Annotated in this window: 23 protein-coding genes; 9 read left to right on the forward strand and 14 right to left on the reverse strand. The window is 62.6% G+C overall.

Annotated elements, in window-relative coordinates; all coding sequences use genetic code 11:
- Positions 1–12 precede the first annotated feature (12 nt).
- The 4 genes from glpX to GMO_RS01080 all read right to left on the reverse strand — a co-directional run bounded on the left by glpX (position 13) and on the right by GMO_RS01080 (position 4,764).
- Positions 13–1,014 (reverse strand): class II fructose-bisphosphatase, encoded by a 1,002-nt coding sequence (gene glpX, locus GMO_RS01065; RefSeq protein ID WP_008850384.1) that lies wholly within the window; start codon positions 1,012–1,014, stop codon positions 13–15.
- Positions 1,011–2,312 carry a homoserine dehydrogenase gene (locus GMO_RS01070; RefSeq protein ID WP_008850385.1) on the reverse strand — a complete coding sequence of 434 codons (1,302 nt, stop codon included), beginning with the start codon at positions 2,310–2,312 and terminating at the stop codon, positions 1,011–1,013. The genes glpX and GMO_RS01070 overlap by 4 nt, the downstream gene beginning before the upstream one ends.
- Positions 2,309–3,535: an LL-diaminopimelate aminotransferase gene (locus tag GMO_RS01075; protein ID WP_008850386.1), complete on the reverse strand. Its 1,227-nt coding sequence runs from the start codon at positions 3,533–3,535 to the stop codon at positions 2,309–2,311. The genes GMO_RS01070 and GMO_RS01075 overlap by 4 nt, the downstream gene beginning before the upstream one ends.
- 104 nt (positions 3,536–3,639) lie before the next feature.
- The gene (locus GMO_RS01080; protein WP_245528403.1) at positions 3,640–4,764 is read right to left on the reverse strand and encodes a hypothetical protein; all 1,125 of its coding nucleotides are present in this window, start codon (positions 4,762–4,764) and stop codon (positions 3,640–3,642) included.
- Positions 4,765–4,918: 154 nt separating this feature from the next.
- Between GMO_RS01080 and GMO_RS01085 the strand changes: the two genes are divergently transcribed.
- Positions 4,919–5,560, forward strand: coding sequence for an ATP-dependent Clp protease proteolytic subunit (locus tag GMO_RS01085; protein ID WP_008850389.1), 642 nt, complete (start codon positions 4,919–4,921; stop codon positions 5,558–5,560).
- A 60-nt stretch (positions 5,561–5,620) separates the two neighbouring features.
- Entirely contained in the window at positions 5,621–6,604 is a 984-nt protein-coding gene (locus tag GMO_RS01090; RefSeq protein WP_040507597.1) for a ferritin family protein, read from the forward strand.
- Positions 6,605–6,688: 84 nt separating this feature from the next.
- Here the strand turns inward: GMO_RS01090 and GMO_RS01095 are convergent, their stop codons facing one another.
- The 8 genes from GMO_RS01095 to GMO_RS01130 all read right to left on the reverse strand — a co-directional run bounded on the left by GMO_RS01095 (position 6,689) and on the right by GMO_RS01130 (position 11,939).
- Positions 6,689–7,165 (reverse strand): GlcG/HbpS family heme-binding protein, encoded by a 477-nt coding sequence (locus tag GMO_RS01095; RefSeq protein WP_245528432.1) that lies wholly within the window; start codon positions 7,163–7,165, stop codon positions 6,689–6,691.
- A gap of 209 nt (positions 7,166–7,374) precedes the next feature.
- Positions 7,375–8,412 (reverse strand): recombinase RecA, encoded by a 1,038-nt coding sequence (gene recA / locus GMO_RS01100; protein ID WP_008850392.1) that lies wholly within the window; start codon positions 8,410–8,412, stop codon positions 7,375–7,377.
- Positions 8,413–8,612: 200 nt separating this feature from the next.
- Positions 8,613–9,698 carry an EscU/YscU/HrcU family type III secretion system export apparatus switch protein gene (locus GMO_RS01105; RefSeq protein WP_008850393.1) on the reverse strand — a complete coding sequence of 362 codons (1,086 nt, stop codon included), beginning with the start codon at positions 9,696–9,698 and terminating at the stop codon, positions 8,613–8,615.
- Between the two features lie 2 nt (positions 9,699–9,700).
- Positions 9,701–10,516 carry a flagellar biosynthetic protein FliR gene (locus GMO_RS01110; RefSeq protein WP_008850394.1) on the reverse strand — a complete coding sequence of 272 codons (816 nt, stop codon included), beginning with the start codon at positions 10,514–10,516 and terminating at the stop codon, positions 9,701–9,703.
- Positions 10,513–10,785 carry a flagellar biosynthetic protein FliQ gene (locus tag GMO_RS01115; RefSeq protein ID WP_008850395.1) on the reverse strand — a complete coding sequence of 91 codons (273 nt, stop codon included), beginning with the start codon at positions 10,783–10,785 and terminating at the stop codon, positions 10,513–10,515. Before GMO_RS01115 ends, GMO_RS01110 begins: the two co-directional genes overlap by 4 nt.
- Positions 10,786–10,787: 2 nt before the next feature.
- Positions 10,788–11,120, reverse strand: coding sequence for a flagellar hook-basal body complex protein FliE (locus GMO_RS01120; protein WP_008850396.1), 333 nt, complete (start codon positions 11,118–11,120; stop codon positions 10,788–10,790).
- A 6-nt stretch (positions 11,121–11,126) separates the two neighbouring features.
- On the reverse strand, positions 11,127–11,534 hold the full coding sequence (gene flgC, locus GMO_RS01125; protein ID WP_008850397.1) for a flagellar basal body rod protein FlgC: 408 nt from the start codon (positions 11,532–11,534) through the stop codon (positions 11,127–11,129).
- A gap of 12 nt (positions 11,535–11,546) precedes the next feature.
- Positions 11,547–11,939: a flagellar basal body rod protein FlgB gene (locus GMO_RS01130; RefSeq protein ID WP_008850398.1), complete on the reverse strand. Its 393-nt coding sequence runs from the start codon at positions 11,937–11,939 to the stop codon at positions 11,547–11,549.
- Between the two features lie 209 nt (positions 11,940–12,148).
- Between GMO_RS01130 and GMO_RS01135 the strand changes: the two genes are divergently transcribed.
- Both GMO_RS01135 and fliP read left to right on the forward strand, forming a co-directional pair.
- Complete coding sequence (locus tag GMO_RS01135; protein ID WP_008850399.1) at positions 12,149–12,439, forward strand: flagellar biosynthetic protein FliO; 291 nt, start codon at positions 12,149–12,151, stop codon at positions 12,437–12,439.
- Positions 12,436–13,173, forward strand: a complete 738-nt coding sequence (gene fliP / locus GMO_RS01140) for a flagellar type III secretion system pore protein FliP (protein ID WP_008850400.1) — start codon at positions 12,436–12,438, stop codon at positions 13,171–13,173. The genes GMO_RS01135 and fliP overlap by 4 nt, the downstream gene beginning before the upstream one ends.
- On the opposite strand, the gene GMO_RS01145 is transcribed toward fliP, so the two are convergent.
- On the reverse strand, positions 13,163–14,581 hold the full coding sequence (locus GMO_RS01145; protein WP_050801392.1) for a gamma-glutamyltransferase: 1,419 nt from the start codon (positions 14,579–14,581) through the stop codon (positions 13,163–13,165). The genes fliP and GMO_RS01145 overlap by 11 nt on opposite strands.
- A gap of 220 nt (positions 14,582–14,801) precedes the next feature.
- Between GMO_RS01145 and GMO_RS01150 the strand changes: the two genes are divergently transcribed.
- Entirely contained in the window at positions 14,802–15,560 is a 759-nt protein-coding gene (locus GMO_RS01150) for a DsbA family protein (protein ID WP_008850402.1), read from the forward strand.
- A 13-nt stretch (positions 15,561–15,573) separates the two neighbouring features.
- Here the strand turns inward: GMO_RS01150 and GMO_RS01155 are convergent, their stop codons facing one another.
- Positions 15,574–15,900, reverse strand: a complete 327-nt coding sequence (locus GMO_RS01155) for a hypothetical protein (protein WP_008850404.1) — start codon at positions 15,898–15,900, stop codon at positions 15,574–15,576.
- Positions 15,901–16,114: 214 nt separating this feature from the next.
- Between GMO_RS01155 and GMO_RS01160 the strand changes: the two genes are divergently transcribed.
- The 4 genes from GMO_RS01160 (at position 16,115) to folE (ending at position 21,192) form a co-directional block, all read left to right on the forward strand.
- Positions 16,115–18,733 carry a putative bifunctional diguanylate cyclase/phosphodiesterase gene (locus tag GMO_RS01160; protein ID WP_008850405.1) on the forward strand — a complete coding sequence of 873 codons (2,619 nt, stop codon included), beginning with the start codon at positions 16,115–16,117 and terminating at the stop codon, positions 18,731–18,733.
- Between the two features lie 82 nt (positions 18,734–18,815).
- Positions 18,816–19,655, forward strand: coding sequence for a dihydropteroate synthase (gene folP / locus GMO_RS01165; RefSeq protein ID WP_008850406.1), 840 nt, complete (start codon positions 18,816–18,818; stop codon positions 19,653–19,655).
- The gene (folK, locus tag GMO_RS01170) at positions 19,652–20,548 is read left to right on the forward strand and encodes a 2-amino-4-hydroxy-6-hydroxymethyldihydropteridine diphosphokinase (RefSeq protein WP_008850408.1); all 897 of its coding nucleotides are present in this window, start codon (positions 19,652–19,654) and stop codon (positions 20,546–20,548) included. Before folP ends, folK begins: the two co-directional genes overlap by 4 nt.
- Entirely contained in the window at positions 20,545–21,192 is a 648-nt protein-coding gene (gene folE, locus GMO_RS01175; protein ID WP_008850409.1) for a GTP cyclohydrolase I FolE, read from the forward strand. The genes folK and folE overlap by 4 nt, the downstream gene beginning before the upstream one ends.
- The last annotated feature ends 43 nt before the right edge of the window (positions 21,193–21,235 follow it).

Raw genomic sequence — 21,235 nt, forward strand, 5'->3', positions numbered from 1 at the left:
GGGAGGAGCCTGTCAGGTCGGCTCCTGTGTGCGTGTCGTGAAGTCGTGGTGGCTTTCGATATAGCGTACCGTACCCGATTTGGAACGCATGACGATGGAGTTTGTGATGGCGCGGTTGGGGCCGAGGCGCCGGACGCCATCGAGCAGGCTGCCGGCCGTAACGCCTGTGGCCGAGAACAGCACATGCCCGGATGCCAGGTCATACAGGCCGAGCTTGCGGGACGGATCGAGACCCTCCGCCATGGAGCGGGCGCGCTCGCGCTGTCCGTCGTCCTCGAAGAGCAGGCGGCCCTGCATCTGGCCCTTGACGCAGCGCACGGCGGCGGCGGCCAGCACGCCTTCGGGCGCGCCGCCGCTGCCGGCGTAGATGTCCACGTCACTGTCATCAATACAGGCGGCGATGGCAGCGGCCACGTCACCGTCGCTCAGGAGCTGGACGCGCGCACCGGCTTCGCGGGCCTGGGCGATCATTTCCTCATGGCGTTCACGGTCCAGCGCGCAGAGCACCAGTTCGGAAATGTCCTTGTTCTTCGCCTTTGCGAGCTGGCGCAGATTGGTGGCGATCGTGTTGTCCAGATCCACCACGCCTTCCGGCAGGTCCGGACCGACCACGATCTTTTCCATGTAGATGTCCGGTGCGTGCAGGAACTTGCCGCGCTCGGCCAGCGCCACGACGGTCAGGGCGTTGGGCAGGCTCTTGGCGCAGAGGTTCGTCCCTTCAAGCGGGTCGACGGCGATGTCCATTGCCGGACCGCCGGAGCCGACTTTCTCGCCGATATAGAGCATCGGCGCTTCGTCCATTTCGCCTTCGCCGATAACGACGGTTCCATCAATGGCGACCGTATCGAAAGCGGCGCGCATGGCCTGTACGGCTGCGCCGTCCGCCTCGTTCTTGAGGCCACGTCCCGTCCAGCGGGACGAGGCGATGGCGGCGGCTTCGGTGACGCGGACAAGCTCCAGGGCCAGGTTGCGGTCAGTGACGCGGTAGGGAAGGGTATGCTGGGGGTCGATCACGGGACGAGATCCTCGATCTTGAGCACGAGCGGCTTTCCCGTCACGACGGGAAGAGCGGCCAGGGCTGTAGCTGCTGCATGGATGGCCTTTTCGGGCACCTGATGGGTCACGATGGCCAGATGGGCTCCCCCCGTTGCAGCGTCATGCTGTGAAACAAAATGGACAGAGACGTCGTTGTCCCGGAGAACAGACGTCAAGTCAGCCATAACACCCGGACGGTCCTGGACGTCCAGTCGCAGATAGAAAGCACTTTTCAATTCCGCGAGATCGGCACAGGCGACAGGGGCGGGAACGTCCTGCCGGCCCCAGACCGGAATGGCGTTTCCCCGCGCCAGATCAATGAGGTCCGCGACAACGGCGGAGGCCGTCGGGCCTTCTCCCGCGCCACGGCCGGAAATGGTCATCGGCCCGCTGAAGCGCCCCAGTGTGGAAACGGCATTGAACACGCCCTCCACCGCGGCGATGGGCGCTTTGGCCGGGACCATGCAGGGACGCACCCAGGCCTCGATGGTGCCATCGGGTGCGCCGTCCGGGTTCTGGCGGCTCAGGCCCAGCAGCTTGATGCTGTATCCCAGTTCCTTCGCGAATTTCAGGTCCTGGGCCGTGATGTCGCGGATGCCGTGGACCGGCAGGCTGTCGAAGTGGAGGGGGCGGAAGGCCAGTCCGGCGAGGATCGCCAGCTTGTGGGCCGTATCCCATCCGTCCACATCCGTGGAGGGTTCGGCTTCCGCGTATCCCCTGGCCTGCGCTTCGGCCAGCACCTCTTCGAAGTCGCGGCCGGAAGTACGCATTTCCGTCAGGATATAGTTGCAGGTGCCGTTCAGGATTCCGCCGACACTTTCCAGCCTGTCCGCGGCCAGACCTTCCCGGACGAGTTTGATGGCGGGAATTCCTCCCGCAACGGCGGCTTCGAACAGGAGCGGCGCATTCCTGTCGGCGGAAAGTCGGCTCAGTCTGCCGCCATGGAGCGCCACGAGCGCCTTGTTGGCGGTCACGACCGGCAGGCCGCGTTCAAGCGCGGTCACCACCATGTCCTGTGCCGGGCCTTCCGCGCCGCCGATGAGTTCGACTGCGACATCGATTCCGGTATCCTGCGCGACGGACACGGCATCGTCATGCCAGCGCAGGCCGGACAGGTCGACGCCACGGTCTTTCGTGCGGTTGCGCGCCGTGACGGCCACGACTTCGATCGGCCGGCCGGCACGGGCGGTAATCGTTTCGGCATTCTCCCGCAGGAGACGAATGACACCGATTCCGACAGTCCCAAGTCCGGCCAGTCCGATCCGCAGTGGTTTCACGATGAGGCAGCTCCCAGAAGTTCAGCGGTTCCCGCTCCGGCCCCGTGCCGGTTCATGAAGCCCTTGATGGCCCGCGTCGCCTGACGCAGCCGCTGGGTATTTTCGACAAGTCCGATCCGGACGAAGCCTTCGCCATATTCGCCGAAGCCCAGACCGGGCGCGACGGCCACGCCTGCTTCCTTCAGCAGGAGCTTGGAGAAGGCGACACTTCCCATCCTGGCGAAGGCCGGGGGAATGGGCGCCCAGGCGAACATCGAGCCCGCCGGGGCCGGTACGTCCCATCCGGCGCCCTGCAGGCCGCGCAGGAGGACGTCCCGGCGCTCCTTGTACATGGCCCGGATGTCGGACACGTAATCCTGCGGGCCGTTCAGGGCCGCGACGGACGCGACCTGGATGGGCGTGAAGGCGCCGTAATCCAGGTAGGACTTGATGCGTGTCAGGGCCTGGATCAGCTGCGGGTTGCCTACGGCAAATCCCATGCGCCATCCGGCCATCGAATACGTCTTGGACATGGACGTGAACTCCACCGCGACATCCTTTGCGCCCGGAACGGCGAGGATGGATGGCGGCGGTTCGTTCTCGTTGAAATAGATTTCCGCATAGGCGAGATCGGACAGGATCCAGATGCTCTCGCGCCGGGCGAAGGCGACCAATTCACGATAGAAATCGAGGTTGGCCACGAAGGCTGTCGGATTGGACGGGAAATTGACGATCAGTGCCGTCGGCTTGGGCACGGAGTGACGGACGGCCCGGTCCAGTGCGCGCAGCATGTCTTCGTCCGGCGTGGCCGGAATGGAGCGTACCGAGGCGCCGGCGATGATGAAGCCGAACTGGTGGATGGGATAGGACGGGTTCGGCACGAGAATCGTATCGCCGGGGCTGGTGATGGCGGAGGCCAGATTGGCCAGTCCTTCCTTTGACCCCAGTGTGGCGATGACTTCCGTCTCCGGATCGAGGGAGACCCCGAAGCGGCGTTCGTAATAGCCCGCCATCGCCTTGCGCAGGCCGGGGATGCCCCGGCTGACGGAATAGCCGTGCGCGCGGGGATTGTTGATCGTCTCGATCAGTTTCTGCACCACGTGGGCAGGGGGCGCGCTGTCCGGATTGCCCATGCCGAGATCGATGATGTCCTCACCGACCGCGCGCGCGGCGGCCTTGGCCTTGTTCACTTCGGCGAACACATAGGGCGGCAGGCGACGGATACGGTGGAACTCTTCGGTCATGTCCAGCTCGGATACGGAAGATGAAAGGGAGGCGAGACGATAGACAGGTTTTGTCCGGAGAGGAAATGTCTTGTGACGTTCTTCCGGTGCTCCGGACGCGTGTGTCAGCCGCCGAGCGTCACACGCACGCCGTCACCGATGGCCTCGGCCCTGAGGATGATGTCAGAAGCGGGGACGCCCCGCAGCATCAGGCCATGCGCCACGGCCCGGGCCCGCAGAAGGGCGAGGGCGATTTCGCGCGTCTGGTCCTGGGGTGTGAGGCCCGCTTCCGCGCTCATGGCCGCACCGAAGGCGCGGACCACCAGCTTCTGTTTGCCGCGCATGGCGATGATATGCTGGTAGGAGGCCTGCGGGTTCCCGGCGATCTGATCCGTTGAGGGCTGGAAGCGGATCAGCGTTCCATCCGGGGTTGCGGTGTCAATGTCCGGCTGGATCGGGCCAGCCAGATTGGCGTCCTGCGGGATGTCGAAACCGGGGAAAGACGGTGCCGGCGGGGGCATGTTCCCGATCTGGGGGAACTGGCCCGGCGGGGTCTCGGGAATGGACTGTCGGACCACGGGAGGGAGTGCCGCGTCCTGCCCGGAGGTGGTCGTGTCAGATGTTTCTTTGGTCTGGTTCTGCTTCCGGGCACCGGGGGACTTGCTGGCGGCGGGGGTGGATGCAGGGTGGGCAGGATGTGCGGAAGCGGGCGGTGCGGAGGCCGATGGTGCGGATGGGCCGGACTGCGGCGCGCCCGTCGGGAAGATCGCATCCTGCGCCGAAGTGGATGAGGCATCGGTCTGTCCGGCGCTCGTCATGGTCATGCTGGCCTGATCGCTGCTCACGCTGCCTCCCGGAGGGGCGGGCGTGGATTTCGGCGGTGGCGGGGGAATGGTCGGCAGGGCGCCATTGGACGCGCTTTGCCGCTGCGCCAGATTGCGCTGGTTCTCGAGCTGCATCGTCAGGGAGAGGCGTGCTTCCGGTGACGGGAGGTCGGGGGCCTGCGTCGGCGTGCGGCCGAGATGGGGGTAGGGATCGTTCTGACCCGGCGGGGGCGGTCTCAGGCGGGCGATCTCGCCGCCTTCATAATCGTGCCACCAGCCGGAGACGGTGTCGACGGGGTCCTGATGCTGGCAGCCGCTCAGGAACGGAAACGCCATCAGCAGGGCAAGCGGGATCTTTCCGGCGATCCTGTGCGTTGGTGGCGCGATGCGCTGCTTCCTGTTCCCGTGTCCGTGCCGTAGCGCCACTGTGCTGGTCCTGCATGATACTGAAGTGTCGAAACGGTCCGGAGCCTAGCGGTTCGTGACGGCGATGGCGAGAGTTCCTCGTTCCGCACTTGGCACCGGAGCAAACGAGGAGCAGGATAGGGGCATGAAGATGCACGCTGGATCTGGAAACGATATGGATATCACCGGAATGACCCGTACCTATCTGGACGAAGAGCCGGAAACCCGGGACGACGATGACAACAAGACCCTGAACAGCCCGATCAGCGAGCTGGAAGGTCGCCTGTTCGATCAGCGCAAGGTGCTGATCTTTGGCGGCATCAATGACAAGATTGCCCGTGATGTCACGGGGCGTCTGCTGGCGCTGGCCGGCGCGTCCGACAAGCCGATCGATGTTTATGTGAATTCGCCGGGCGGGCATGTGGAGAGTGGCGACACCATCCATGACATGATCCGGTTCGTGGATTCGGTTGCCCCGATCAACATGATCGGAACCGGGTGGGTCGCCTCTGCCGGTGCGCTGATCTATGCCGCGGGACGCCCCGAACGCCGCGTCTGCCTGCCTAACACGCGCTTTCTTCTCCATCAGCCGATGGGCGGTGTGCGCGGTCCGGCAACGGATATCGACATCGAGGCCCGTGAGATCATCAAGATGCGCGAGCGTCTGAACCGGATCTTCGCCAAGGAAACCGGACAGTCTTACGAAAAGGTCGCCAAGGACACGGATCGCAACTACTGGATGTCCGCGCGCGAAGCCATTGAATACGGGCTCGTGAAGCGGATCATCAACTCGGCAACCGAGCTGAAATCAGAATAAAAAAACAAAGAATAAGCAGCGAGGGAGCGGCGTGCCAGCATGGCACGCCGCGAAGAGGTCATGAAAAGCCTGGCAGATATTTATTCCCATCTTCCCGACGCTCCGTCGGAAAAGACGCTTGAACGCGTTGATTACGAGGCGCGTCACTGGAGCAGCCCGATTCAGGGGCCGCTCAAGCCCGGCACGGAAGAGCACAAGCGTGCCGTCGCCCAGATGTTCCGTGACACCTTCAATCCCTACAAGCCCTCCGTCATCGACTGGCCCAAACTGGACCCGGAGACACTTCACCGCATTACTTCCTTGCCCATCTGGGATATCGCGGTGCAGACCGAAGGCAAGGCCCGCCTGCGCATGGCGGCCTATGCGGACATGATTACCGATCCGGACATGAAGGACGCCCTCTCCCGCAATGCGTGGGAAGAGAACAGGCACAAGGAAGTCCTGTCCAAGATGGTCGAGTTCTACAAGATCCCGATGGCGCCCGAGCCGCCCTATATCGAGCCGAAAGACACGGAATGGGCCTATCTCGTCACGGGCTTCTCTGAATGTGTGGACAGTTTCTTTGCGTTCGGGCTGTTTGCCCTGGCCCAGCGGGCCGGGCTATTCCCGCCTGAACTGATCGAGACTTTCGAGCCCGTCATGCAGGAGGAGTGCCGTCATATCCTGCTGTTCGCGAACTGGTTGGCCTGGCACCGCGCGACCATGCCGTTCTGGAAGCGGCCGTGGTTCGAGCTGCGGGTGATCGGTGTGTGGCTGTTCCTGGCCTATGAGCGCATGGGGCTGGCACGTTCGATTGACGAGAACGGTGAAGAGCATACGCAGGATAATAACTTCACGGTCAACGGCGCCAAGGAAATGACCAATGTCGAGATCAAGGTTCCGGAGCTGATGCAGCTCTGCCTTGATGAAGACGCCCGCCGTTTCTCCGGTTACGATCCACGTCTGCTCCGTCCGACGACTACGCCGATGATTGCGCGCGCCATCATCAAGGGGGCGAAGCTCTGGGACCGTATCCGCGGCAAGGCGCAGCCTGCGGCGGCCTGAGACAGCTCCGGACGGTTTGGCTCAGAGGCCGGGTTTTCTTCCTTCCGGGGAGAAGGCCCGGCCTTTTTGTCGTCTGCCCGTGTTCTAATGAAAATCGGCCTGATATTTCCGGACGGCGGCCAGGGCACAGGCTTCGTCCTTGTCACCGCCCGGCGCGCCGGAAACGCCTAATCCTCCCAGCACCATCCGGTCCGATGCCCTGCGCAGGGTGACGCCGCCGGGAACGAAAAGCACTTCCGGGATGGTATTCAGGGCTCCGTTGGGCGGACCGGATACTTTGGCCGCAATAAGGGCGCTGGTCGTGTCGAGATTGAACGCCAGACCATAGGAATAAGCCGTATAGGCTTTGCGGTAGGACACCGAAAGCGACTGGAGAGGCACCGTGTCGCCCTTTATCACGGCCTGCTGGTGTCCGGTCGTATCCACTACGGTGGCTGTGACGGAATATCCCTGTGCGGCACAGCTCTGCACGGCGTCTTCCGCCAGATGGGCCGCCGTCTGCCAGTCCAGCTTGGGCGTCATGATGATGTGGTTTTGCGCTCTGGCATGAACATCCGTCATGCCGAGAAGCAGGAGCAGACCCGTGCCGGTTTTCCGGCATAGATGAAACCGCATGTTCAGTATTCCTCCCTGCGCTACTCTGACGGGAGTGCTTCCGTCTGCACAATGCCTGAGGAAGGGGAACACGGAACTGTGCGTTCACGGGGGCTGGGCATGAAAAGAGGCTCCGGGGAGCCTCTTTTCATGCAGGACTGAACAGTGTGCGGGGATCAGTCAGCGTCGGACGTGTCGTCTTCCGCTTCCGGCCCGGTCATCAGGGCGTCGGCCAGAACGCCGGCGTCTGAACGGATGCGGCGTTCGATCTCGTTCGCCATTTCCGGATGTTCACGCAGGAACTGCTTGGCGTTTTCGCGGCCCTGTCCGATGCGCTGGCTGTCGAAAGAGAACCATGCGCCGGATTTCTCAACGATGTTGCCTTTGACACCCAGATCCAGCAGCTCGCCCATCTTGCTGATGCCTTCGCCATACATGATGTCGAATTCCACCTGACGGAACGGCGGCGCCATCTTGTTCTTGACGACTTTCACGCGCGTCTGGTTGCCGACGACCTCATCCTTGTCCTTGATGGACCCGATCCGGCGGATATCCAGCCGGATGGAGGAATAGAACTTCAGTGCATTGCCGCCCGTCGTGGTCTCCGGGTTGCCGAACATCACGCCGATCTTCATGCGGATCTGGTTCAGGAAGATGACCAGCGTGTTGGAGCGGGCGACCGTGCCCGTCAGCTTGCGCAGCGCCTGGCTCATCAGACGGGCATGCAGGCCGACGTGACTGTCGCCCATGTCGCCTTCGAGTTCCGCGCGGGGAACGAGAGCCGCCACGGAATCCACCACCAGCACGTCTACGGCGCCGGAGCGCACCAGTGTATCGGCGATTTCCAGCGCCTGCTCGCCCGCATCCGGCTGGCTGAGCAGCAGATCGTCGATGTTGACGCCCAGCTTGCGGGCATAGCCCGGATCCAGGGCGTGCTCGGCGTCGATGAAGGCGACCGTTCCGCCCTTCTTCTGGGCTTCGGCCAGCACATGCAGCGCTAGCGTTGTTTTGCCTGAGCTCTCCGGGCCATAGATCTCAACGATTCGACCGCGAGGCATGCCGCCAATGCCCAAGGCAATGTCCAGCCCCAGGGAGCCGGTCGAAATGACATCGGCCTGTTCTTTCGGGCGTTGTCCCATGCGCATGATCGACCCTTTGCCGAACGCACGCTCAATCTGGCTGAGTGCGCCCTCAAGCGCCTTGGTCTTGTCCATTCAATCCTCGTAATCGCTCATGGCTGACGGGTTGGGAACATACGATAGACCGCGTCTTCATTCCCGCAAAGAGGAGGCGTTCTGCCTTGGGAGCGCGGCGTATGTTCGCAAAATGTTCCTGTGAGGCTGATATTATGGCGCGGCTGAGATTCGCCAAGGGGTAAAATAGAGGGGAAGACGATTTTTTCGTCAGGGCCGGGTCAGGGCGGAGTGCCCGGCCCGGATGGCGGAACGGCTGGTTGTTTCAGCTTCCAGACATACGCGATGATTGCGGCCACCATCCTGAAATGTTCGGCAGGGACTTCGGTATCAAGAGGCAGGGTGAAGAGCGCGCGGGCCAGGGGTGGGTTGGGGACCACCGGGATGCGGTTGTCCGTTGCGACTTCCCGGATGCGCGCGGCAACGTCATCCATGCCCTTGGCGACGATCCGTGGTGCGCCGCCGCTGCCTTTTTCATAGACGAGCGCCACGGAATAATGGGTGGGGTTGGTGACGACGACCGTTGCCGTCTTGACGGCTTCCATCATGCGCTGACGGGCGATCTTGGCGCGCATGGCTTTTTGCCGCCCTTTGACATGCGGATCACCCTCCGTGCTGCGGTATTCGTCCTTAAGGTCTTCCCGGCTCATTTTCAGTTTCGAGAGATGACGGAAGCGGGTCCAGAAGACATCGAATCCCGCGATGACAAGCTGTGCCAGCACCATGGCCACGGCGGCGCTGAATCCCAGGCGGGTTATGGCTGCCAGCAGGGCGCCGGGTTCCAGTCCTATCATTCCGCGGAGTGTCGGAATGACCGTGCTGGACAGATGCCAGAGAACGGCGGTGAAGATTCCGCATTTCACCACGACCTTGAACGTGTCAGGCAGGGTGCCTCCGCCCAGAAGGCGTTTCAGGCCGCTCAGGGGTGAAATCCGCTCCGGTTTGGGGAGGAGAGAGCCCGGATGGATCAGAAAGCCGCTTTGCAGGAAACCGGTGGCAAAAGCCAGAACCATGACCGTCCCGCAGACAGGCATGGCCATGCCGATCCCGGCGTTGATGGCGTGATCGGTGGCATGAAGCAGACCTTCCTGCACCATTGACACCGTTCCGGCATTGGCCATCAGGCTGCGCATGGTCTGGACAAAGGTTGTGACAAGGGAAGGCAGAACGCCGAAAATTCCGACCAGACCACCCAGAAGGACCGCGAAATTCATGGCTTCCCGCGAGAGGGCCACCTTACCGTCATCCCGCGCCTTCTGGAGGCGATGCGCCGATGGGGCTTCTGTCCGGTCTTCCGATTCCGCCACGCTTACAGCCCCGGCAGCGTTTGGAAAACGTCAGAAGCCTGTTCCTGCCAGACCGCGATCAGAACCCGGATCGTGAAGCCGAGAAGGGCAATGCCACCCAGCATCTGCAGGGGCGTGGCGGCATTGTAGATCTGAAGCGTTGGCAGAAGGCGGGTCATGATTCCGAGCATGAGCTGCCAGACCAGCGAGAGGATCAGGAATGGCGCGCTCAGTTCCAGTCCCAGCGTGAAGCTCCGCTCCGTCAGCTGGATCACGCCGTGGGTCGCATCACCCAGCATGGGCCATGCCACAGGATGCATCATCAGGCCGCCCCCCGGCGGGATCAGGCTGTAACTGCCCAGAACGGCATGAATGGGAAAGACATAGGCTCCCGTCATCAGCAGGACGAGCGGTGCAAGCAGATTCATGAAGCGGGCAGGCGCGGAGCTGCCGGAACCCAGATCGGGATCGGGCTGAAGGACGCTCGAAATGCCGATAAACATCGCGATCATCTGTCCGGCAATGGGAAGCGCTAGGGTAATGAGCTTTGCCATCCAGCCGATCAGCACACCTGCGAACAGTTCAACGGCGATCATGACGAGAAGCCCCGCAGGAGACAGCCGCCCCAGCGCTCCGGCGTCAGACAGCGGCGCCACCAGTGGCAGGAGCAGCGCCGTCAAGGTCAGGGTAATGCCAGCGCGGACCATCATGGGAAGGGATTGTTCGCCCAGTCCTGGCATGACCATCACCAGCGCGCTGGTCCGGGACATGACCAGCACGAAGGCCAGTGTCCACGTCGTCAGCATCGGGTCTGTCAGGGCGAAGGGCAGGGATGTCATGTCGTGCCGACGAGAATCAGCTGGTCGAAAAGGTGGCGTGAGAAGGTCAGCAGCGTTGCCGTCATGAAGGAACCCGCCATGACCATGACGGCGCCGATGGCCAGCACCTTGGGAACGAAAGAGAGGGTGCTTTCATTGATCTGGGTGACGGCCTGCACCAGTGAGATCAGGAGGCCAACACCCAGTGCCGTCAGCAGGGCGGGTGCGCTGAGTTTGAGGGTGACGAGAAAGGTCTGCTCGAGGATGGCACCCAGATCAATGGCGTTCATGGTCAGATCGACATTTTCATGACGTCCTGATACGCCTGAACCATGCGGTCGCGGATCACGGTTGTGGTCTGGAGGGCAAGCTGGGCGTTCGAGACGGCCGTGACGATCTGGGTCATGTCGCCGCTGCCTTTCAGCCCTTCGGCGGAAAGATTTTCCGCATTGTGGCCCGTATCGACGACATTCTGAAGGGAATGCGACAGGACGGACCTGAAGTCGGATCCGGCCGTGGATGATGATGGAATGGCATCGGACGTTTCGCTTTCAGGGCTGCTCTGAAGGCGGCTCTGGAGACTCTGGGCATAGGCGCTGTGGGCCTGTGAGAGGGATGTCAGCATGGACGGTTATTTCAGCAGGTCGAGCGTGCGCGACAGCATGGTGCGGGTACTCTGCATGGTGTTGAGGTTGGCTTCATAGGAGCGTTCGGCTTCGCGCATATCCATGATCTCGACCATTGAATCGACATTCGAGACCTTCACGTAACCCTGCGGGTCCGCAGCCGGGTGCGACGGGTCATAGCGCGTCCTGAAGGCGGACTGGTCCTGCCCGATTTCATCTACGCTGACACCGGAGGCGCCTGTGTCTCCGTCCATGTGTTCTGCGAATGTGATGATCTTCCGACGGTAAGGGTCTGCGCCCGGGGTCGAGCCGGTCGTATCCTGGTTGGCAAGGTTTTCCGCGACGATGCGCAGGCGCTGGGCCTGTGCGTCCATGCCGCTGGCGGACACGCCGATCGTTGTGGAGAGGTTCATGGCGCCGTCTTCTTATTTGCCCAGGACCGTCTGGAACATGCTGAGATATTTTGAGTAGACATTGACGGCCAGATGCTGCTGATCATTGACGTCCGCAACCTGTTCCATCTGCTGGTCCAGCGAGATCTGGTTGCCATCGATGGACTGTTCGCTTTCGGTTTCCACCGTTGGAACACCGGATGTGCTCTGACCGATATGGCCCGGATCGGTCGTGGCGGGTGTGATGTCGAAGTCATTGAGGGCGGTTTCGAAGGGGGTCACGTCCTGCGGGGCGTAGCCCGGCGTATCGGCATTGGCGATGTTGCCGGCTAGAACCTGCTGGCGGCCCTGAAGCCAGTTCATGCGGTCACGGCTAAGGGCGAACAGGTCCGTTCCGCTGGTGCCGTTCTGGTCGATACTGCGCATTGATACGGTGAGCCTCCGTCATACAGGGGCCGGAACATGACCGGCGGGGCCATGATGGAAGCGTAATATTTAAGAAATGGTTTAGAGGCCGGGGATTCGGTGCGGGCGCATCGGGAATTATCGTCTGCTGGAGAAAATATTCCCTTGAATTAAGCACGTATTAACCTGTTCCGGGTCACGATCCATCCGAAAGCCAAGGATATGGATGGATGACCCTGCACGACAGCCTGACCGCCATTGCGGCGCTTTTTTTTATCGTGGTGCTTGTGGTCTGCCTGCGTCCACTGCTGAACCGTCTGGAGCGGATCCGGGCCGGGAGGCTGAACGGTGAAGAGCCGCTGGCGCTGGTGGGACAGATGGCGCTGGATCGGTCGCGGCGGCTGTCCGTCGTGCGGTATGGCGCGCGTGAAGTGCTTGTTCTGACGGGTGGAACGCAGGATGTCCTGATGGACTGGACACCCCGGGAGAGCTTTGCGTCCTCGCTGGAGGATGCGTCATGACGCGCTGGTTTCCGGTCCTTGTTGCAATCATGGTCCTGATGTTGCCGCATCTAGCGCTTGCCCAGTCCGTCAGTGTCGATCTGGGGACGGGCGGAGGCGTGGGGACCACGAGCCGTCTGGTGCAGCTGACGGCTCTCATTACGGTTCTTTCCCTGGCGCCCAGCCTGCTGGTGATGGTGACGGCCTTTACGCGGATCGTGATTGTTCTGTCCCTGCTCCGGAGTGCGCTGGGTGCTCAGGGGACGCCACCCAATACGGTGATTATCGGCCTCTCGCTGTTCCTGACATTATTTGTCATGCAGCCGACGCTTCAGAAATCCTGGGATGCGGGGATCGAGCCGATGGTGGCCGGGCGCATCGGGGAAATGGAGGGGCTGAACGCAGCGGCCCGGCCGTTCCATGACTTCATGGCAGCGACGGCACGGCCGGTGGATGTGGCGACGTTTCTGAATATCGCGCATGAAAAACCGCCGGCGAGTGTGAAGGAAACGTCCTGGCGCGTGCTGGTGCCGGCCTTCATGATCGGGGAGTTGCGGCGCGGTTTTGAAATGGGATTTCTGCTTTATCTGCCGTTTCTGGTCATCGACCTGGTGGTGTCCAGCGTCCTGATGAGCCTTGGCATGATGATGCTGCCCCCCAACACCGTTTCCCTTCCGTTCAAGCTGATCTTTTTCGTGATCGTGGACGGATGGGCGCTGGTGTCGGGGAGTCTGGTCCGGAGTTTTACCGGTTAGTCTCGTTCGTGGTTCCGGCGGAGAGGCCACCGCCGCGGGGATCGGTGATGCCGCGGCAGGCATCGCCGGCGTGGCAGAGGATCTCGTTCACGCGACCGGCTCCGCTGTGGGAGGCTTCGCTGCCATGGGCGGCGGCGCGGGCGGCATCTCCAACGGCATCGGCGGCTTCATTCTGGCCGGATGCTGCGATCACGGCGCGCAGGGCCTGACGGTCGCGCAGGATGGCGGCCGAGAGCAGGGGACGGGGAGCGTTCTTCGGAGACGCGCCCAGAACCACGCCGGTGCTGCCCGCGACGCGGCCCGTGCCGAAGAGATTGTTTTCACTCAGTGCGCAGGCCACGGAGAGACTGGCGCGATCGGTCACGACAAAGGACGTGGAAGCCGGAAGTGCCGGCAGGCTGCCGCCACTGGCGCGCCCGTGGGAGAGAGCCTCCTGTGCGGCGCCAATGCTGGTCTGACCGGAAGAGCGCCATGCCGCGACGGCGCCCTGCGCCGCAGCGCCGGTTGTGTAGCGGATTGCCGCGCCCAGACCGCCATCGGCGGGGGGAGCCAGGAAGTCGGCTTCAAGTCCGCCCTCCCGGGTGGTCAGGGCCAGGCTCTGGACAGGGAGGGTCTTGCGGAGGTCCTCGTCGTTCAGGCCACCGCCGGCCTTCTGGGCCGCCGTGGTGTATACGTCCGCCAGCGCGCCATTGTAGAGATCGCCGACGCCGGCCGTGCGGATACGCTCTAGGAAACCTGCGAGCTGGGGCTGGACCAGCGTGTCACCGGCTGCGAGCGTCCCGGTTTCGCCCCGGCCGAATGTCGCGCGTGCCGTTTCATCCGCCAGAAGCGCCATGCGGACGGCCTTCAGGTCCGCAGCCAGCGCCCGGCTGACGGTGACGCCATCGCTCGCCAGATCAAGGGATGGCGTGATGAGATCGTTGAAATCCACCGTCCCGTAATGCAGCTGCATCAGATACAGGCCACGGAACATGGATGGCGTGGAGGCCGGGCGATCGCCTCCGGCACTGGTTCCGGCTGCCGGCAGGAAGGCGATGGATTCTGCCGGTTTGCCCGGCTGACTGATCAGGCAGGCTCCGCCGCCGCCCATCGAGGCGCGTGAGGGCAGTGTCACGCCGAGGGCGATGGCCGTGGCGGTTGCGGCATCGACAGCGTTGCCGCCACGGGCCAGGACGTCATGGCCAACCAGGGCGGCCTGTGGCTCGTCCGCGACGACCGTGCCGATGCTGCCGGTCATGGGGGCAGGCGCGCCCGCTCCGAACAGGCTGTGGCTGAGAGAGCTGACTCCGGGCACGCTGGAGCACGCGGTCAGCAGAAGGCCGGAAGCGGCGGAGGCCAGAAGGCCGAAAGGCATACGCCCTCTACGGGGACGGGCGCTGGTGGTAATCTGGTCTCGAAGGTGCGCCACCTGGCGTTTCTCCACTCTCTGGTCTCGGGTCCGGCAGGCAGCAGACAGGCCGCAGGGTTCAACCTTTTTCCGTCTTCTGCACTCAGTCCGTTTCACTCATAACGGTAATCCGTGACTTGTGGGAGAGGTTAGAGGTGGCTTCTCTTTAACAGAAGTTATCTTTATGCGATGCGTTGGAGCGCCGACCGAGGCTTCCTGCCCAGATATTCCGGAGTTGTTTGTGAAATATTCCCTGCTTTCCACGGTCTGCGCCGCGGTTGCCAGTTCCTGTCTGCTCTGGGGAGGGAGTGCCGGAGCGGCCCCATCCTCTTCCTTCACGCCGGCCCAGCGGACGGAAATCGTGAATATCGTGCGGCAGGCGCTGCTGGATGATCCTACGATCCTGACCGATGCCATCCATTCACTGCGGGAGAAGGCGGAGACGCAGAAACAGGATTCGGTTCTGGCGATGGTGCGGCAGCACAAGGCCGAACTCCAGACAGCGCCGGATTTCGCCATCCGGGGGAATGCCCATGGCTCTGTGACGATTGTGGAATTTCTTGACCCGCGGTGTTCGTACTGCCGGGCCATGATACCGCTGGTGGATCGTTTCCTGAGCCGTCATCCTGAGGTGCGTCTCGTGGAAAAGCTGGTTCCGGTGCTCGGAAGTGGAAGCGTTCTGGACACACGGGCCATTTTTGCGGCCAGTGCGCAGGGGAAATATGGCGTTATGCGTCAGGCTCTCATGCAGGACAGCACCAAGCCCACGACGGAACGCGTGACCCAGATCGCCAAGGCGAACGGGCTGGATGTAGCCAAGTTTACGGCGGATATGAGTTCGCCCCAGACCGTGGCGCTCATTACAACGAATCTGGATCAGGGGCGGACGATTGGTCTGGATGGGACGCCGACCTTCATTTTCGGCACGGCTGCCGTCGCCCCCGGTGCGCTGAATGAAGATCAGATGGACACTCTTCTGGAGCGCGCACGCAAGGGCTGAAACCGCAAGGATGTCAGCGTTTTTCGGAATCCGCTCCGGAACCGTCCTCGTTTTCGAAAATGCCTGCGCGGGACGGGGCATCCGAGTGTGGCTCGACGGTCCGTGTCATGGCGGCGACTTCTTCGTCGCTGGCGGGCGTAGCGGAATCAAGGACGGCGTCCGACTGGGCGAGGACGTTGGCGGCGGCTTCCGGGTCCGTTCTTTCCGCTTCGTCCATGAGCTGTTCGGCTTTGGTCATGTCGCCACTCTTCCGGGCCCGAAGGGCGGCTTCCGCCAGTTGTGTGGCTGTGGCGTGTTTGCGATCTTCCCCTTCAAACGGGTCGTCGTCGATCCGGGACATGAAAGTTCTCCTTTGAAAAATCGGGATGTCGTGACCCTTTCAACAGTGGGACGACCGGACCGGTTCCCATGTGGAAGCGGATTTTCGCGCAGGAAGGTTTTTGAAAAAGCTGGTATTTTCTCTTAATGAATTTCCGGCCGGAACATGGGGCGTCTGACCTGGCCGCAGGGGCTCCCAATCTGGTGGACATGCTCTACAGTGGTGCGGATCTATAATGGACAGAAAAGATCCTGAAGCAGGGGGCAGCTTCGGGGAAAACAGCCCGGCGGGTCATGCCGGGCGGCGGTCAGTTCCTGAACCCGGGAAAACGGGGTTTATTGCGAAAATGCGTCGCATCCTGCGGCAGGGACGGCTGGATCGTTTCTTAACCGCAACGCCCCGGCTGCGTGATGCAGCCATTCCTCATCATCTTCGCTGTGCTTTTGATCTGTCGCGTCTGGAGGTCCTTCAGATCCTGCTGCCCATGCATCTTCTGGCGCAGGCGGTAGGTGTCCTGGTTCTGGGGCTGGCCCTGTGGCCGTTCAGCCACTGTCTGGCCGCGGTATCTTTCGGAGGAAGCGAAGCCGGGCTGCTGCTGTGGGTGCTGGTGGCGCGGTCCCGGATACGGCGTCTTCTGGACGGGACGAAACGGAAGCCGGGATTCCCGTCTCTTCCGCGTGCGGGGACGCAGTGCCCCGACTGTCCTGATCAGGTCGGCTGCACCCGGGAAAAAGCCCCGGATTTCCGCTCTGTCTGGAACTGGATCCGTTTTCTGAATGCGGGGATGGGTCTGATCTGGTTCGGTGGTCTGATCATTGCATTCCGCATGCCGTGCGAGAGCATTCACCTGCTGGTCATGGCTGTCGTCATCGGGCTTCTGGCGCCGCTCCTGCTGTGTGCGCTCGTCCCGGGGGCTGTCAGTGCCATGGGGGTGCCGATCATTCTGGCCGTTTATGGCATCCTGATCCAGGGGTTTCCCCTGCGATCCCTGGCGGTCAGCCTGTCCTTTTTTCTGGCGGCGACGGCCTGGGGATTCTTTCTTCTGGCCATCACCCGGGTTCTGAACGTTCTTCTTACGAGAGTGCTGCTGGACCGCATCGAACAGCGGGAACATGCGGAAATCGTGAGCCTGCTGACCCGGCGTTCCGACAGCCATGTGGGGGACTGGCTCTGGGAGACGGATGCGAAGGGTGTTCTGTGCGATCCGTCCGCGCGGTTCTGCCAGATGCTCGGCCGCCCGGCCGGGGACGTGGCAACCTTCACGCTGGCATCTGTCCTGTCTCTTCCCGTCATTGCGCCGGGCTGGTCCCTGCCGGCGGTGAGGGGACGGGCCATGTCCGCGCCGACGCAGCTGGCGTATTGTCTGGCCAATCAGCTTCCTTTCCGGGAACTGGCGGTTCCCGTCCAGGCGGGAACGCAGGAAAGATGGTGGCTGATGACGGGGCATCCTGTTTTCAGGGCAGGGGTTTTTCTGGGGTATCGCGGGGTCGGCGCGGATGTGACGGAGCGGCAGGAACAGCGTCAGGTCCATTTCGAACGTGTCCGGCGGGACGCGCTGACGGGGCTTCCCAACCGGCTGGCCTGTGCCGAATATCTGCAGCGGCATCTTCTGGAAAAGACCCGCTCGGGGAAGGCTCTGACACTTTTCCGCATCAGTGTCTCTCCCATCCGGCGTATCGGAGGCGAGCCGGTCATGGCGGCGGAGGAGGATATCTTCCTTCAGGAGACGGCGTGTCGCATCAGGGCCTTTGTAAAAGAGACCGGATTTGCCGGCTGTCAGAAGCGGTATGAGTTTACCGTCATGCTCACGGAGGACACTGACCGGATACCGGGGCAGGAGGGGGTGATCCGGCTGGTCGAGCAGCTTCTGCATGTTCTGAAGGAAGAAGTGGTGCGTCCGGACGGGACGCTGCTGATCGGGCATGCCGCCATTGGCGTTGCGATCGCGCAGGAGACAGCTTTTCGTGCGGATCATCTTCTCGAAGCGGCGGATCTGGCCCTTCATGATGCGCGGCAGGAAAGGTCCGTGCGGTATTCGGTGTTCGATCAGTTGACGGAAGAACAGACCCGACGGCAGGCCAAACTGTTCCGTCATGTGCGTCGGGCCTGTGAGGAACGGGCGTTCCGGCTCATGTATCAGCCGATCATCAATGCACGGACAGGGCGCATCAGCGGGTATGAGGCGCTCTGCCGATGGAACGGGTCCGTGTATGGGCATCTTTCCCCCGAACGGGTCATTGCGATCATCGACAGGACGGATCAGGCGGCGGAGTTCGATGCCTGGGTTCTGGAAACGGCCTGTCGGGACGCGGCGCAGTGGGACGATTCCCTCTGGGTGTCTGTCAATATTCCCGCCAAGCGCTTTTCCGCGCCCGGGATAATCCCGACCGTTCTGGACATTCTGGAAAGGACGGGTCTGTCTCCACGGCGTCTTCAGATCGAAGTGACGGAAACGCAGGCACTGGATATCGCGCCGCATGTCTATGATGTCTTCGAGGCGCTTGGAAGCCGGGGTGTCTGCATTGCGCTGGACGATTTCGGGAAAGGCTATTCCGCGCTCAGCTATCTGCGCCTGTTTCCGTTCTCCAAGGTGAAACTCGACGCCGTTTTCGTGCAGGACATGTTTCAGGACGCCCGGAGCGCGGCTGCGGTCCGGGGCGCGGTGGAAATTGCCGTCGATCTGGGGATTGGCATTACGGCGGAAGGCGTCTGTTCTCCCGAGCATTACCGCGCGCTCCGTCAGCAGGGCTGTACGGAACTGCAGGGCTATTTCCTCGGGCATCCCGTCTCCCGAAGCGAAGTGCTTGCAACCGGTTCACGCACGGTCCATGCAGCGGCCACCCTGTCCTGCTAGGACAGGGATCTGCCCTTTCGTCACGTCACGTCCTGCTGGCCATGCTGGCGGGATTTTCTTCCTGATGCGGGTCTGAACCGTCATGCACATTTCATCTGTTCCGCCTTTACGTCCTGTGGACTGGCTGCGTCAGCGTCTCGCATCCGGGCCGCTTGTCATGGGGATCGTGAACCTGACGCCGGATTCCTTCTCGGATGGGGGGCTGTTTCAGGATCCGGAAGCCGCCCATGGCCAGGCCCGGCGGATGCTGGAGGAAGGCGCGGCGCTCGTCGATCTGGGGGCGGAATCCACGCGTCCGGGCTTTACGCCCGTCCCGGCGGATGAGGAATGGAAGCGGCTGGCCCCGGCGGTCCGGTCGCTTGTGGCGGACGGGGCGACGCTCTCCATCGACACGACGAAGGCTTTTGTCGCGCGGGAAGCACTGGCTCAGGGTACGATGGTCATCAATGACGTCTGGGGTTTTCAGGCTGATGCGGAGATGGCATCCGTTGTCGGGGAGTCCGATGCGCTGGCCGTGCTGATGCATAATCGCCATGAGCGGGATGAGGGCCTTGACCTCGTGGCGGACTGGATGCGCTTTTTTGACCGCTCCCTTGCCATCGCCCGCCGGGCCGGGATCAGTGAGGACCGTCTGATCCTTGATCCGGGCGTGGGTTTCGGCAAGACACCGGCGCAGAATGTCCAGGCCGTGGCCCGGCTGGGGGAGCTGAAACGCGCTTACGGGCTGCCGGTCCTGCTTGGTCTCTCCCGCAAGTCCCTGTTCGGCACTCTTCTGGGGCGGGGGACGGATGAGCGGCTGGCCGGGACGCTGGCGGCCAATCTGTGGGGCATCCGGGCGGGAGCCGACATCATTCGTGTTCATGATGTCCGGGAGCATGTCGATGCCCTGAAAATCAGTGCCATTCTGGAGGCAAACGCATGATCGTACCGTCGCTGACCCGTGTGTTCGTAAGGGATCTGTGCCTGTTCGGGTATCATGGCGTTCTGCCGGAGGAAAACCGCATCGGGCAGCGGTTTATCGTGGATCTGGAGATCCGGGCCGATCTGTCGGGCGCGATCGCCGGAGACGATTACCAGCAGGCCGTCTGTTATGGAACGCTGTGCGATATTGCGTCCAAAATCGTGACGGGATCGCCGCTGGCCCTGATCGAGACGGTGGCTGGACGTATCGCAGAGACTGTCCTGTCCCGTCTTGATCGTGTGGAAACGGTCCGGGTGCATGTGCGCAAGCCATCCGCGCCCGTGCCTTATCCGGTGTCGGAGACGGCGGTGACGGTCGAGCAGGTGCGTGCCCATGAGGTTGCCTTTTCGCTGGGCGCCAATCTGGGCGAGCGGGAAGCTGTTCTGTCCGCGGCGGTGGATCGTCTTTCCCTGCTGGATGGCGTGGAAATCGACGCCGTGTCCTCTTTTTATGACAGTGCACCATGGGGCGGGGTTGAACAGCCGCCTTTCGTCAATATCTGTGCCACAGGCCGGGCAACGCTTTCCCCCCATGCGCTGCTGCGGGCCTGCAAGACGATCGAGAGCGACCTCGGGCGGCAGCCTGGTCTGCGCTGGGGCGCGCGGGCTGTGGATATCGATCTCCTGTCCTACGGGACGAAGACCATTTCGGACCGGGTGCTGACGCTGCCGCATGCGCATCTTTTCGAACGGGCTTTCGTGCTTGAACCGCTGGCGGAAATCGCACCCGGGCATGTCATTGGTGGACGTCGCGTCTCGGAAGCGCTAGCAGTCCTGCCTCGAAGCAGGGGAGATGTGATCCGGCGTGCTGCCGACGGGCGGCCGGATGCACCAGAGGAGCCTAGATCTGAATGACCAAGCTGAACGCCGCGACCGTGACGACCATGCCACAGGGCACGGAAGACCTGCGTCCGCTCGGCGCTCTGCCGCTACCGGCGGACGCGGAGGAACGGATCGCGAAGGCGGTCCGTGAAATTCTCGCGGCTGTCGGAGAAAATCCGGACCGGGAAGGGCTGCTCGACACGCCCCAGCGTGTTGCCCGGATGTATCTTGAGGTGTTCGGCGGCCTGCATCAGGACCCACGGGATCATCTCAGGACGCAGTTCTCGGCGGACCGGCACCATGGCGCCATCATCGTCAAGGATATCCAGTTCCATTCGATGTGCGAGCATCATCTCCTGCCGGTGCGGGGCAAGGCACATGTCGCCTATCTGCCTGCTGGCGGACGTCTGACGGGGCTGAGCAAGATTGCCCGGCTGGTGGAAGGCTTTGCCCGCCGTCCGCAGCTTCAGGAACGTCTGACGGACCAGATCGCGCAGGGCATGGAAGATATTCTGGCGCCGGAGGCCGTACTGGTGGTGGTGGAAGCCGAACATATGTGCATGAGCATGCGCGGTGTCCGCTCCCCCGGTTCCACGACGGTCACGACCATCGCGCGGGGCGCGTGGCTGCGCGATCATGCCGCGCGCATGGAGATCATGTCGCTCCTGCGGGGCTGAGAGCCAGGCGCCGCGAACTGTTGCGGCGTCCGGCTGGCCGTTG

It is taken from the genome of Gluconobacter morbifer G707, from assembly GCF_000234355.1.
Classification (GTDB): Bacteria; Pseudomonadota; Alphaproteobacteria; order Acetobacterales; family Acetobacteraceae; genus Gluconobacter; species Gluconobacter morbifer.